13 protein-coding genes are annotated in these 13,517 nt (G+C 34.7%); 5 read left to right on the top strand and 8 right to left on the bottom strand.

What is annotated here, in order from left to right; genetic code table 11:
* Positions 1-14 precede the first annotated feature (14 nt).
* Positions 15-1,538: a class I fumarate hydratase gene (gene fumA / locus BAU23_RS24160; protein ID WP_000413543.1), complete on the bottom strand. Its 1,524-nt coding sequence runs from the start codon at positions 1,536-1,538 to the stop codon at positions 15-17.
* Between the two features lie 204 nt (positions 1,539-1,742).
* The gene (locus BAU23_RS24155; RefSeq protein ID WP_000513558.1) at positions 1,743-1,925 is read right to left on the bottom strand and encodes an SE1561 family protein; all 183 of its coding nucleotides are present in this window, start codon (positions 1,923-1,925) and stop codon (positions 1,743-1,745) included.
* A gap of 213 nt (positions 1,926-2,138) precedes the next feature.
* On the opposite strand from BAU23_RS24155, the gene yfkAB reads away from it, so the two are divergent.
* Positions 2,139-3,266, top strand: a complete 1,128-nt coding sequence (yfkAB, locus tag BAU23_RS24150) for a radical SAM/CxCxxxxC motif protein YfkAB (protein WP_000156001.1) — start codon at positions 2,139-2,141, stop codon at positions 3,264-3,266.
* Between the two features lie 36 nt (positions 3,267-3,302).
* Here yfkAB and BAU23_RS24145 read toward each other — a convergent pair whose 3' ends face one another.
* Both BAU23_RS24145 and cax read right to left on the bottom strand, forming a co-directional pair.
* On the bottom strand, positions 3,303-4,100 hold the full coding sequence (locus BAU23_RS24145) for a YfkD famly protein (protein WP_002094746.1): 798 nt from the start codon (positions 4,098-4,100) through the stop codon (positions 3,303-3,305).
* A gap of 81 nt (positions 4,101-4,181) precedes the next feature.
* Positions 4,182-5,237 (bottom strand): calcium/proton exchanger, encoded by a 1,056-nt coding sequence (gene cax, locus BAU23_RS24140; RefSeq protein ID WP_002094747.1) that lies wholly within the window; start codon positions 5,235-5,237, stop codon positions 4,182-4,184.
* A gap of 178 nt (positions 5,238-5,415) precedes the next feature.
* Here cax and BAU23_RS24135 point away from each other — a divergent pair, with 178 nt between their 5' ends.
* The 3 genes from BAU23_RS24135 (at position 5,416) to BAU23_RS24125 (ending at position 6,666) form a co-directional block, all read left to right on the top strand.
* Positions 5,416-5,832 (top strand): pyridoxamine 5'-phosphate oxidase family protein, encoded by a 417-nt coding sequence (locus BAU23_RS24135; protein ID WP_000550216.1) that lies wholly within the window; start codon positions 5,416-5,418, stop codon positions 5,830-5,832.
* Positions 5,833-5,985: 153 nt separating this feature from the next.
* Entirely contained in the window at positions 5,986-6,132 is a 147-nt protein-coding gene (locus BAU23_RS24130; protein WP_000817786.1) for a BH0509 family protein, read from the top strand.
* Between the two features lie 105 nt (positions 6,133-6,237).
* The gene (locus tag BAU23_RS24125) at positions 6,238-6,666 is read left to right on the top strand and encodes an EamA family transporter (protein ID WP_000100300.1); all 429 of its coding nucleotides are present in this window, start codon (positions 6,238-6,240) and stop codon (positions 6,664-6,666) included.
* A 13-nt stretch (positions 6,667-6,679) separates the two neighbouring features.
* On the opposite strand, the gene BAU23_RS24120 is transcribed toward BAU23_RS24125, so the two are convergent.
* Positions 6,680-7,273, bottom strand: coding sequence for a DedA family protein (locus BAU23_RS24120; RefSeq protein WP_000434851.1), 594 nt, complete (start codon positions 7,271-7,273; stop codon positions 6,680-6,682).
* A 477-nt stretch (positions 7,274-7,750) separates the two neighbouring features.
* Between BAU23_RS24120 and BAU23_RS24115 the strand changes: the two genes are divergently transcribed.
* Positions 7,751-10,507: a hypothetical protein gene (locus tag BAU23_RS24115; RefSeq protein WP_016128281.1), complete on the top strand. Its 2,757-nt coding sequence runs from the start codon at positions 7,751-7,753 to the stop codon at positions 10,505-10,507.
* A gap of 211 nt (positions 10,508-10,718) precedes the next feature.
* Here the strand turns inward: BAU23_RS24115 and lepB are convergent, their stop codons facing one another.
* From lepB to BAU23_RS24100, 3 genes are all read right to left on the bottom strand, one after another.
* Entirely contained in the window at positions 10,719-11,255 is a 537-nt protein-coding gene (gene lepB / locus BAU23_RS24110) for a signal peptidase I (RefSeq protein WP_000983287.1), read from the bottom strand.
* Between the two features lie 275 nt (positions 11,256-11,530).
* Complete coding sequence (locus BAU23_RS24105) at positions 11,531-12,211, bottom strand: lysoplasmalogenase (RefSeq protein WP_001102003.1); 681 nt, start codon at positions 12,209-12,211, stop codon at positions 11,531-11,533.
* A gap of 123 nt (positions 12,212-12,334) precedes the next feature.
* Positions 12,335-13,285 (bottom strand): DMT family transporter, encoded by a 951-nt coding sequence (locus tag BAU23_RS24100; RefSeq protein WP_071735283.1) that lies wholly within the window; start codon positions 13,283-13,285, stop codon positions 12,335-12,337.
* Between the last annotated feature and the right edge of the window lie 232 nt (positions 13,286-13,517).

Here is a 13,517-nt window from a genome sequence, read left to right as displayed (position 1 = left end):
AGGTGTATTTCTCTTTACTTAAATACAGGTTCTTTAAAGCTCGCCAATTTTTCAAGTGATGTTTTATCTACATCAGCATGTAGGCTTTTCCCATGAGAATCCATCGTTACAACTGCTTTAAAACCATTGATACGTAAATGCCACATTGCTTCCGGGATACCGAATTGTAAGAAATCAACATCTTTCACTTCTTTAATACATTCAGCATAATATTGTGCTGCACCACCAATTGCATTTAAGTACACACCACCGTGTTCTTCTAAAGCAGCTAATGTTTTAGCACCCATACCACCCTTACCAATTACAGCACGAATACCGAACTTTTTCATAATATCGCCTTGATATGGCTCTTCACGGATACTTGTCGTTGGACCTGCCGCTTTAATTTGCCAATTATCATTTTCATCTTTCACTACAACTGGACCACAGTGATAAATAATTTGTCCATTTAAATCTACTGGACAATCGTTATCCATTAAATGTTTATGAATTGCATCACGTCCTGTATACATCATGCCGTTAATTGTAACAACATCCCCAACACGAAGTTCACGAATTTGCTCTTCTGTAATTGGAGCTTGTAATACGATTTCGCGCTGCTCTGATTGTTCTTGTGTAGCCTCTTGCTGAAGTGTATCTTCACCTTCTTGGTATAACCAATCCATAATTTCTCCTGTTTCAGGATGGATTTTTACACCAAGACGGCGATATGCCCAGCAATTATACGCAACAGATACATAGAAGCTAGCTGGCAAGCGATTATATACGCCAATTTTACACCCAAGTAAAGTTGTTTCTCCGCCGAATCCCATCGTACCAATGCCAAGTTTATTCGCATTTTCTAATACGTACTCTTCAAGTTTTTGTAACTCTGGTACTGGATTAACATCATCTAATGTACGGAATAATTGATTTTTTGCTAATTCGTAACCTGATGTTCGGTCTCCCCCGATACCAACACCAATTACACCTGCACTACATCCTTGGCCTTGCGCTTGATATACAGCATGAAGAAGGCATTTACGAATTCCTTCTAAATCACGACCTGCACGTCCAAGCCCTTCTAATTCACACGGTAAGCTATATTGAATATTTTTATTCTCACATCCACCGCCCTTTAAAATTAAACGTGCATCAATGTAATCTTTTTCCCATTGCTCAAACTTAATAACTGGTGTTCCTGGTCCTAAATTATTTCCACTATTATCCCCAAAAAGAGAATCAACAGAGTTAGGACGAAGTTTACCATCTCTTGTCGCCCGCTCAAGCGCACTATAGATAGCTTCCTTCAGTTTTAATTGATTCACACCAACTGGTGTATAAATTTTAAACGTTGGCATCCCTGTATCTTGGCAAATCGGCGAGATATTATCATCTGCCATTTTAATGTTATTCGTAATTGTGCCAAGTGCCATCGCTGAACGAGTTCCTGCGTTTTCTCGCTCTTTCGCTTGTTGAATCGCACGACGAACATCTTTCGGTAAGTTCGTTGACGTTTCAACAACTAGTTGATACATGCTTTCTTGAAGCTTTTCCATTGTTACTTCCCCCTCAATTGTGAACGCTACCAAAACGTTATGAGATGAAAATTCCATTGTTATGCTCTTCAGCTTTTTATTTATCACGCTATTAAAGTATAAATGAAATTTTTCACAACTTGATTATACCTTTTTTTCTATATTCCTTCTATTATCCGTACAGAAAAAGGCTACCAATTTTGTATTGGCAGCCTTTTTAATATATTATTCGTCTTTTTTAAATTGCTCACATTTTAATTCTAATTCATCCAACATCGCAAGAAGACGATCTACATCTTCTAACTCTACTTCTTCAGGTTCAATTGTATCAATTACTTCAATGAACATATTTAAACGCTCTTTTAAATATACTAATTGTGTATCTTTATCTTGAATTGCTTTTCCCATGAAGGCACTCTCCTTTTAATTCGAGTTGCTTTTATTATACCGCAAAAATGATTGCTATGGGCATGTAATTTCATCGATTTTGTAACAGTAATTCATTCTAATGTAAGCCCTCTCTCTTTTTCCACAAAAAAGTTTCACTTTATAAAAAGCACATATTCTTCTATTATAGAGAATGGACAAATTGTTATTTCAATAGTCAAAGGAGTATTTCATATGACGATATCACAAATAATGAAGCCGATTACTCCTTCTTACGATCCATGGGAAGCGTATATGGACCTTGAAGAGTACGGCAAACTACTATTAACAAACGTTGAGTTTACAACGACAACGTTATGCAATATGCGTTGCGAGCATTGCGCTGTTGGTTACACATTACAGCCGAAAGATCCAAATCCGCTTCCGATGGAGCTTTTATTAAAACGATTAGATGAGATTCCTCATTTACGTTCTTTAAGTATTACAGGCGGAGAACCTATGCTTTCAAAAAAATCCGTCGACAATTATGTAACACCACTCTTAAAATATGCCCATGAACGAGGCGTTCGCACTCAAATCAACTCAAACTTAACTATAGATTTAGCACGTTACGAACAAATTATTCCCTACTTAGATGTATTGCATATTTCACATAACTGGGGAACAATTGATGACTTCGTTGAAGGCGGATTTGCAATGATGGAGCGTAAACCTACTTATGAACAACGCGCAAAATTATTCGAAAGAATGATTACAAATAGTAAAGCTCTATCAAATGCAGGTGTACTCGTATCAGCAGAAACAATGTTAAACAAAAGAACTCTACCACATATGGAACATATTCATCGTCAAATTGTCGAAGAAATGGGATGTAAGCGTCATGAGGTTCATCCGATGTATCCAAGTGACTTCGCGAGCAATTTAGAAATTTTAACGAAAGCTGAAATTCGTGATGCAATTGAGCATTTACTAGAAATTCGCGATGAAAATGTATGGATGTTATTCGGAACATTACCTTTCTATGCTTGCAGTGATGATGAGCGAGACATCGCTACATTTAAAAAATTACAAGAAAGCAAAAATGTAACAGTTCGTAATGACCCGGATGGCCGTTCTCGTTTAAACGTAAATATTTTCGATGGAAATATTATTGTGACGGACTTTGGTGATGTTCCACTTCTAGGAAACATACAATCAAACACATTACAAGAAGCGTATGAAAAATGGAGCGCTTCAAAAACAGCAAAATCATTAAGCTGTCACTGTCCTGCAGTAAAATGTCTTGGACCAAATGTTCTTGTAAAAAACAGCTACTATCCGACAGAAGATTTCTTATCAAAAACAGCAAATATTACATTATAAATAGAAACGTCAGCTTATAAGCTGACGTTTTTCATGTTATTGCGAATGCGATGAAGAAATAAATTTAAAAAACAAATGATCATGAATTGGAATAGCCGCTCCAATTCCTTGAGATGTAATATTTTTCACGACAAGCCTTTTTTGATTCCCTTTTAACACAAGGTAGACTTCGCCAAATGTTACTTTTCCTTTTTCATTTACCGCTGGTGTATAAGCGTATAAATATCCAAGTTGACTCGGACTAATATTATATACACGCTCATGTCCTGTACCATAACCAATGGTCGTTTTAAATGAAAGTGGCAATTGTACTTTTTCAAGCGCTTTTAAAAGCATCATTTTTTTCACATCTGCAGCATCTTTCATATCTGCTGTTAAATCACCTTCGATTGTCTTTTGGGTTTCTTGTTTGTAGCGAAGTGGATATAAGCGATCCCCCCCGCGATTGTCATATACATTTCGATTCACTTGCTTATATTCCCAGTTAATCGATGTATCTATTGATTCATAATTTAATGCCCATTGACCTAAATAAATTTTCGCTCGGTATCCTACTGCAAGTGGTGCATTCGAAATTGTTGTTTCATTGAACATTCGAATTAAATCAGGGTTTTCAATTTTGATATTTGCTGTTTTCAATAGTTCTTGCGCAAACTTACTTGGCTGTAAACGCGGCAAATCTTGTGCGTCATTTGGAAATGTATTATCTTTTGAAATATTTAAAACAGATGAAGGCATTTTTACTTCTACCGTTGTCTTTGCAAAACTACTGTTAGGAAATAATAAAATAAACGAGACCATGGTTGAAAGACATATGCTGTATACTCGTTTCACCTGCCTGGCTCCTTCCTACATAAAGGTATATATACTACTTTGTTTATTGTTTTCTCTGGGCACAATTGTTATGCCTATTTTTCATAATAAATAAAAACCAATTCCCATAATGACATACGCCGCTAATAAAGTGCCTCCTTCAAACCAGTTTGTATCCCCATCATTTGAAATCGCAATCGTTAAGAAAACGGCTGTAATCATGGACACAAGTTCTGGTATTGTAAATACTAAAGGCATCCTTTGTGCAAAGAACATAGATAGTAGTACTAATACAGGAGCAACAAACATCGCGATTTGTAATGTAGAACCTACTGCAATTTCTACTGCGATATTCACTTTATTTTTATACGCCATAATAATCGCAGATGCATGTTCTGCTGCATTACCAACAATTGCAACGATAATAACCCCGATAAATAACTCCGACCAGCCAAACGACTTTGCGACCGTTTCAAAAGTATGTACGAGAGCCTCTGACACATAAGCAACTGCAAGTGTTGCTATCGCTAAAATGAGTAACGCTTTACCTTTGGACCACTCTGGCTCTTCCTCATGCGCTACTTCATCACTTTTATGTTGATATACACCACGGTGCGTAACTAACTTAAATAACAATGCAGCAAGGTACATAATAATCATGATAATAGAAACACCAATACTTAATTGATACGTCTTTCCAGCATCCATCTTCATTGAAAAAATCTCTGGAATAACAAAGGCTACAACAACAGCAAATATTAATAAAGCTGAATTATGCCTTGCATCATAAACATTGAAGCTTTGCCTTTTATACTTAAGGCCACCTATAAAGAAAGATAACCCTCCTACCAGTAATAAGTTTCCAAGTACAGAACCAGTTAAGGAAGCTAAAACAACTTCTGTTAATCCTGCCTGAAGTGCAAAAATTGAAATGATAAGTTCAACAGCATTACCGAAAGTTGCATTCAATAAGCCACCTATCCGGGGCCCAGAAACGATTGCTAAACTTTCTGTTGCTCTCCCCATAAACCCCGCTAATGCGATAATCGTAATGCAATATACAGCAAACATAATTGTTTGAGGCCAATGCATTGTTTTTCCGAGTACAGAAAGTGGTACACCTATAAGCGCTACTATAAGAAATATTTTATTAAACATGCTTTCCATCCTTCCATCGTATGTATTTCTCCTCATCATTAATATTATTCTTCTCCTAACTTGTCTGATTTCATCACAATTACGTTTAAAAAATCGGGTTGAAGAAAACAGTATGAAAGATATTTAAATTGTTTTGTTTAGACGAAACAATTACAAATTATGAAAAGAGGTTAAAACCATGCACTTAAAAGAAAAAATCGCAACTATTATTCAAGGACAAAGAACAGGTGTGTTATCTACTGTACGTAATGAGAAGCCGCATAGCGCTTTTATGATGTTTTTCCATGAAGATTTTGTACTATACGTTGCAACAGATCGAAATTCAAAAAAAATAGCAGATATCGAAAAAAATCCAAATGTACATGTACTGCTCGGACGAGAGGGAAAGAAATTAGATGAAGATTACATTGAAGTTGAAGGTATGGCTTCCATCGAAGAAGATCAAACATTAAAAAACAAATTTTGGACTAATAGCTTAAAACGCTGGTTACTCGGTGCGGAAGATCCTAATTATGTACTAATTAAAATCAATCCTGACACAATTTATTACATCGATAGTGCCGGTACGACCGAGCCCGAGTTTTTACGACTTTAAAATGAAAACAAGCCCTTTAAGTGGGCTTGTTTTGTCGAAAAGTTCTTCTAAAAAAAATAATAAAATAGGTGGAACTTTCTAAAGATTCTGTTATATAATAGCAGTAACTTAAATAAACTGTATTAAAACAGATTGAGGGGAGAAATAAAATTGATGAAAAGAGAAGAACGAAAAAACATGATTGAGTTTATCGAAAAGAAAAAAGGGATTGAACGTGACGAATTATTATTTATGACTGATGATGAAGTAGAGCATATTTATAATGTAACGTACTTTTTATATGAGGAAATTGCAGAGTAGTATAATAATCCCCACCTTATTAAAAATATAAGGTGGGGATTATTTCGTTTTTATACATGAGAATGATTTTCATGTATAATAATGTAAGATTGGAGGAATTTTACTATGAGCTCATGGCTATTATTCGCACTATTATCAGCAATTGCTGCTGCCCTCGTATCTATTTTTGGAAAAATCGGCTTAGATGGAATCGATGCCAACGTTGCAACAACGATTCGTTCTATTATTATGGCATTATTTATGGTAGGGGTTATTATTATACAAGGTAAATTTCAAAATATCGGTGATGTCCTCCTAAATAAAAAAGCACTGCTATTTATCACATTAAGTGGAATCGCTGGTGCTTCGTCATGGCTATTTTATTTTCTTGCATTAAAAACAGGCAAAGTCTCACAAGTAGCACCTATCGATAAATTAAGTGTAGTATTTTCCATTATTCTCGCGATGATTATATTAGGTGAAAAGTTAAACTTTATGACTGGTATTGGTGTATTATTTATTACAGCTGGTGTATTATTTATTGCTTTCAGCTAAAAAACCGCTATTATTAGCGGTTTTTTCTTTTCCTTATATAAATCCACACAATCAATGCTACAATTGCCGAAACTAATAAAATCCATATTCCATAATGATGTAAACTATATTCAACAAAGCGCCACTTCTCTCCCAGTTTCCAACCTAAGCCAATAAAAACACTTATCCAAATGAGCGCACCACCGTAGGCATACAAACAAAATCGCCACAATGTTAAATTTGAAACTCCAGCAAAATATGCTGTTAAATGACGTACTCCTGGTATAAAGTATCCAATCATTAAAAGAAATGGACCGTATTTTTCAAATAAAATATGTGTTTTTTCAATATGGTGTTCCTTAATTCTAATTTTCGGGCCATATTTTTTTAAAACAGGGAGCCCAAGTTTTAATCCTAATATGTAACTTAATGTAATTCCAAGCATTGCACCTGCCATTCCACTTAAAAAAGCAGCTGTTCCTGACATAACTCCTTTTGAAATGTTATAGCCTATAAAAGTCAATAAAAACTCATCCGGTATAGGTAACCCAACAATCCCGCCAGCTAAAGCTATAATAATTCCAAAATACCCATAATGTGCGATTAACTCGCCAATATGTTGCTCCATTCGGAAGACACATCCTATGCACGATCGTTATTCCATATTGTGCCCGTTCTATCTTCAAGCCAAACATGGTATACATATTCACTATACATTGTTTTTATAATGAACTCTACTTCTATTCCGTTCCTTTAACAGAGATTGAATCCGTAGTTTTTTTGTCCCTCCCCACCGATTATTAACCTGTACCAATCGGGATTTTACGGGCAGCTGGGTTGCCACTTAACTTCCTTGCATTCGCTAATTTTTGGAGTAGGAGTCTTCCTGCCTATAAATAGCCAGATTAAAAAATAAAAATTCATAGGCTTATTTTTTTGTTACAATAAAGGAAAGTTACTTTTTGCAACGGTTTAACTCTCAGGAAAAATGATATATCTAGCAAAAACATAGTTTGGTCTATATAATGCAACTTCTACCTATTTGAGTAACATGCACCCTTTTACATACACCATCATTTTTCTAAATTATACAGGGGGAACGAACATGACCATTGAAAAACAATTTATCCAAAAGATTTACTATAAAACATTTTTAACAGAAGACTCTTCCATCCCGGTAACGGAAGTACTCGGTGAAGCATATATAAATGAATCAAAAAATGAATTCTCCAATATATCTAATATTCGCTTCGCACAAGGTGAAGTTTATTTTCAAACTAAAGACTTTGAAGCCGCTATATTCAAATGGGAGAAAGTAAATAATGAACTTGCTCTCTGGGCCATGAAGAATATTGCAGATGCTTATTTCGAATTAGATTTCTTACCAAAAGCAGAAGAAATTTATAAATCTATCCAAACAGAAGATACAACTCTTACGATGGAAGTTTCCCTACAACTTCTTTCTCTTTATATCGAGCAAAATCGTTTAGGTCTAGCATTTAAGACGATTAGTGACGCTGTTGCGTTTCAACCGGACTATCCAAATATTACTGCAATCGCTCGATCGTTCTATGAAAAACAAGAAGATTGGAATAATGCTATTGAACTAGCGGTTCAAGAAGGAATTCGAACAAAATCATTACACTGGTTTGATACTTTAATCAATTATGTAAACAGAGGCTTTACTAACAAAATAAAACCTGAGTATTTCTATGAATCTTTAAAAGCCTTATATGCTATCGATCAAGTTCAATTTAAAGAGCTTGTTATTTCACTTTGGAACAGCTATGAAAATGAATCATTCCATCTACCTTGGATTCAAACAATAAATCACTTATTCTTACATATTGAAGTAGATGCTAATGACGATTGGAATGAAATTTCTACTCGCTATCAAGAGACTTACTTCGAATTGATTACTGGACAACATTTCATGCACGAATTACAAGGACTTGTACCAGATTTATTAACAAATTGGTTTAGTTTAACGAAAACGGAAGATTCTTTACTTGTCTCCGCAGCAGTATTAGCATGGAATGAAGTTTCACCGACAACTCTAGAATCATTACTTGTAAAAAGCGCAGGTGCCTTACTTTCAAATACATCAGCTCATTCAAATGTTGATATGGCAGACGTATCAGCATTATTTGAAACGATTGCTGTATGGGCTGAGAAGAATGATGTAGATTTAGGTCATCAATTCACACTACTTGTTCGTGAGTTATACGATTTAAACGTTGCACAACTTCTAGTAGCAGGAGCTAGCGATTATGATAAATCAGCCTTTATTAACTCTATACTAGGCGAAAATATATTAAATGAGACTATAACAACTGCAATTACATTTAAAGATGATAGTCAAACTGCAATAACTGAGCTTACAGAGCTAGATATACGAAATATACCAAACTTTGACGAGCTTCATAACATACTAGCGGTACCTTCTCAGTTAGAACTAGAAAACAAATGTATTGAAGTTAAATTACCAAGTAGATTTTTACGAAAAAATAAGTTTTCATTCCTTGTCACACCTACTATGCATGGACAACTTGACAAAAACAGCTCTCATTTCGAATACTTACAGGCAGCAGATAGTCTCATCTATGTACTAAATTCAGCTTCACCATTACATAATGACGAGCTCGATACATTACTATATATTCGTGAGCAAGTACCAAATTTACAGATTCAATTCATCTTACAAACAATTGATGCAAATACTAGTGAAAACATCACGAACAACATTAAGAAGAAAATACTCGTACATTTCCCAGAAGCACAATTTTTCCCTTACTCTCCTTCCCAAGAGAGTAGTGAACAGCTAGGTAATGTAACTGACTCTATTCTTTCTAACCTTACTCAGCGTAACGTGGAAAAAGAACGCATTGAAAAATTATTATGGTTTATCCAAAAAACAATTGCATTCCTTTTAAATGAACGTGTGGAATTAGAAAATACGTTAGTGAAATCAGTCCGCTGGAATAAGCATATTTTAGTAAAACTTGATGGTTTTATTAATAATCTTACTGCTATCCAAAAAGATAAAATTCGTTCTATTACAGAATCTTATCTTTTAACAAAAGAAGAGATTACGCAGGATATACATTCTCAAATCCCTGAATTGTTGCAGAGTTGCTCTGATCTTGTTCAAGAAGATAGTGATTTCAAATTAGTCCATGAAGAACTAAATGTAGCAATGAATGAAAGAATTCAAAAGCATGTACAGCAAGTGCTTCTTCCTAAGTTTACTGGGTCTATTCAAGAATGGATTGAAACTGCTCATAATGAATTCATCCAAGCTCAGGCTTATTTAGATGAAATGGGCGATACTTTTAATAAACTCTATGAGGAAGAGCGTATTAAACTTCCGTGCGATTTCAAATTACTAGATGACTGGGATAGAGATGTTGCAAGAATGACGAACAGAATTACAGTGGCTAACATCAATATTTTATTACGCTTTACACCAACACAATTTTTCTTGAAAAGTGCAGGGAAATTATTCGGTAATATGCAAAAAAACCAGTCTATGCTATCAAATAAATATAAACAATATATTGAAACAGAAGATTATACAGAAGTTGCTCAGATGATTTCCAAACAATTCTTCCTTCAATTTGAAGTGTTTGAAGGTGCGCTAGAACGTGATATCATGATGTTCTTTAAAGAACCTCTTAGCATATTGAAACAAACTGTAGAAGCGGCTCAACTTGAAATACAAGAAGATGAGCAAACATTAACAAAGCTAAGAACCAACCCAGAAACTTATCATGATCCTTTAACACTATTTAAATTGCAATTATTACAAAAAAAATTCATGTTAAATATTGAAACTATCGCTTCACAAGAAACAATAAAGTGAAACTTTAATCAGTGGGGGTTTTTGTTCATCCCCACTGATTATTAGCCTTCACCAATCGGGCGTTTACGGGCAGTTGATCTCCCACCTAGCTTCTTTGCTCCACCTGAATTTTGAGGTGGGAGTTTTACTGCCCGTTAATGCGGGATAAATACAACACCAACTGTTTAAATAAGAAAAACCAAGCAACTAATTCGCTTGGTTTTTCTTATTTTTAATTTACAATTTTCACATGTTCAAATGGGTAATATATCGCCATGAGCTTTCCTAATACTTCTGTTCTATCAATGAGTCCTAAGCCGTTCCTACTATCCCTACTAACTAAACGATTATCTCCCATCACAAAAATTTTATTTTTAGGAATTGTAATCGGTCCAAAGTCTTCTGTTAAATTGATAAGTAATTTTTCTGCCTGTTTTTTATTATTATTTAAATACTCTTCGTTTTTCACTTGATGATTAACATATAATTGATCATTCTTCATTTCAATTACATCTCCTGGCAATCCAATAACTCTCTTCACGTAGAAATTATCTGTCTTCACGACAATAATATCCTCTCTCTCATAACTTTCAAATCTCTTGGCAAGTTTATTAATGATTACTTTATCTCCATCTTGTAACGTCGGCCTCATCGATGCTCCTTTTACAGTCGTAGGAAAAAACAAAAAGATTTTTGCCAAAAACACTAATAAACATGCTATTGCAATTATTTCAAAGAACTCACGCAAACGTTTTTTCTTTTGCATCATTCCACCATCTCATCATCTTTTTATTTTTATTATAAATACTCCGACTGATTAATTTCCACAAAATTCTGAATTATAAAATTGTAATATTACAAATATAAAAATAATAATCCTCATACATTTACTATTCTTATATATTACTAGATAGGCATTTCTCTATGGAATTCCTGCTTACTAAATATAATACGCTGCATAAATAAAACAAACAAATATAGTAGCATAGCAATAAAAAAAGATACTCTCAAAATAGCCTATCTACTATTTTTGAGAGTATCTTTTTATAATCCTACATATACAATACACATCTGCGCTGCGACATATGTAAACCAAATCCAAAGTGGTTCATACTTCAGTTTGCGCCCCCCGATATCTGTAACACCGATAATAAAATCAGAAATCACGAACAATAAACCACCAAGTGCTGGCACCCACCATATTCCTGTATTCTCGTAATATAAGGCGAATGCAAAACAAGCCATTCCTCCGACCCACAAGCCGTAAATTAGAGCCCCTATCGTAAACAATTTATCCTGTTTTTCATTCCGGATAAAAAAGAACCATCCTATAATTAGAAAGAGTCCGTATACGAGTAAACCAATCCAAAAACCATTCCATGAAATACCTGTTTGTAAAAATGCTTTCACATAGAAACAATGTGCAAGAGCGAAAGTAACCATTCCTCCAATTAATCGATGACCAATTGGAATCAATCCTGCCATAAATAAATCTCCTATAGTTGATAAAGTCATACCAAGTGCAACCCATGTACTATATTCTACCGACGGATCTTGTAACCATATCCAAATTGCACTACCAGTTAAAGAAAAACTCAGAATAAGACGAACCGCTAACGGCAACGGCATATTATTTCTCGTTTTTTTCGTCTGTCCTATCGCATAAATTGCTCCCGTTAAAAAAAGAATAATTTGTCCGACTAACACAATGTAAAGTACATTCATAATATGTTCTCCTCAATAAATGCTTTTTCTATCTTTTTTTCGTTACATATGGCACGTTTTCCTTTTTCTATGTAAAAAAAGAAGAACATTGCTGTTCTTCCATTTTAATCGTTTTTCTGTTCTCTATGCTACCTGTTTTTCTTGCTCAATTTTCTGTTTAGCCGGAGCGCGATTTACTACAATAATTCCCGCTGCAACACATGCTAAACCAAATAGTACAAAGGAATGAATTGCTTCCCCTAAAATTAGACTGGATAGTAAAACACCAAACACTGGTATAAAGAACATATACATCGAAACTTTTCCTACTTTGTTATACTTCATAATTGTATTCCATATACAAAATCCCGCTGCCGATAAGAACGATAAATATATAAGCATAAGTATTGCATGTAGGCTAAATGTAAATGGTATTACTCCAACTTGAAATGCACCTATACATAGTAATCCAATTGATCCAAAAATCATTTGGTATGCTGTCATGTACCCAACATCTAATGTTTTACTTCCTTCTTTTGCTAGTATATTTCCATACGAATACATCATTGCTGCCCCAAGAAGTAATAAGCTACCTATTCCAAAGTGGAATGATAAGCTTCCATCACTCGGTACATTCACCAAAATCACACCACAAAAACCGATAGATACTCCAATTATTTTTCTCATATTGAGAGCATCATCTTTATATAAAAAGTGCGCGAATAAAATTTGAAAGAATGATGATGTTCCTGAAATAATCGCTCCTTCAATTCCTGAACTGTAACTCATTCCAATATAAAAACATATATATTGAAGAAAAGTTTGGAACAAACCAATTTGAACTAACTGCTTCCCTGTTCCTTTTTTGAATTGCATATCTTTTCCTAACGCTTTAAAAAATAATAAGAGCATTGCACCAGATAAGAAAAAGCGATAACCCGCAAATAATATTTGTTCTCCGACTTCTTGTGGCTGAATTCCAAGTTCAACATAGCTTAATTTAATAAAGGGAAATGCGCTTCCCCATAAAAAGGTTGCTACTATTGCAGCAATAAACACGCCAATCGGATTGGTAAAAAATTTCTCTGTCTTCAACTTGATGTCTTCCTTTCCGATCTTTTTATGAACAATATTCATATATACCAAAGGAAATGCAAAAACACAAGTTTTCAGTTTATCCCGCTATTCGCCAGGCAGTAAAACTTCCACCTCCAAATTCGGCTGGGGCAAAGAAGTTAGGTGGGAGCCCTGCTGCCCGTAAAAGCCCGATTGGTAGGGGCTAATAATCAGTGGGTGATGAACAAAACCCCCACTAATTAAAGTTTTA

This window comes from Bacillus nitratireducens, from assembly GCF_001884135.1.
Taxonomy (GTDB): Bacteria; Bacillota; Bacilli; order Bacillales; family Bacillaceae_G; genus Bacillus_A; species Bacillus_A nitratireducens.
The sequence above is the reverse complement of the archived record's forward strand: the minus strand, read 5'-3'. Positions and strand labels throughout refer to the sequence as shown.

Excerpts from the sequence above, each read along its gene's own strand:
- BAU23_RS24120 (WP_000434851.1), bottom strand. The coding sequence starts at position 7,273 with ATGGAGCAACATATTGGCGAGTTAATCGCACATTATGGGTATTTTGGA.
- BAU23_RS24135 (WP_000550216.1), top strand. The coding sequence starts at position 5,416 with ATGCACTTAAAAGAAAAAATCGCAACTATTATTCAAGGACAAAGAACA.
- cax (WP_002094747.1), bottom strand. The coding sequence starts at position 5,237 with ATGTTTAATAAAATATTTCTTATAGTAGCGCTTATAGGTGTACCACTT.
- BAU23_RS24130 (WP_000817786.1), top strand. The coding sequence starts at position 5,986 with ATGAAAAGAGAAGAACGAAAAAACATGATTGAGTTTATCGAAAAGAAA.
- BAU23_RS24125 (WP_000100300.1), top strand. The coding sequence starts at position 6,238 with ATGAGCTCATGGCTATTATTCGCACTATTATCAGCAATTGCTGCTGCC.
- lepB (WP_000983287.1), bottom strand. The coding sequence starts at position 11,255 with ATGATGCAAAAGAAAAAACGTTTGCGTGAGTTCTTTGAAATAATTGCA.
- fumA (WP_000413543.1), bottom strand. The coding sequence starts at position 1,538 with ATGGAAAAGCTTCAAGAAAGCATGTATCAACTAGTTGTTGAAACGTCA.
- BAU23_RS24155 (WP_000513558.1), bottom strand. The coding sequence starts at position 1,925 with ATGGGAAAAGCAATTCAAGATAAAGATACACAATTAGTATATTTAAAA.
- BAU23_RS24115 (WP_016128281.1), top strand. The coding sequence starts at position 7,751 with ATGACCATTGAAAAACAATTTATCCAAAAGATTTACTATAAAACATTT.
- yfkAB (WP_000156001.1), top strand. The coding sequence starts at position 2,139 with ATGACGATATCACAAATAATGAAGCCGATTACTCCTTCTTACGATCCA.
- BAU23_RS24105 (WP_001102003.1), bottom strand. The coding sequence starts at position 12,211 with ATGAATGTACTTTACATTGTGTTAGTCGGACAAATTATTCTTTTTTTA.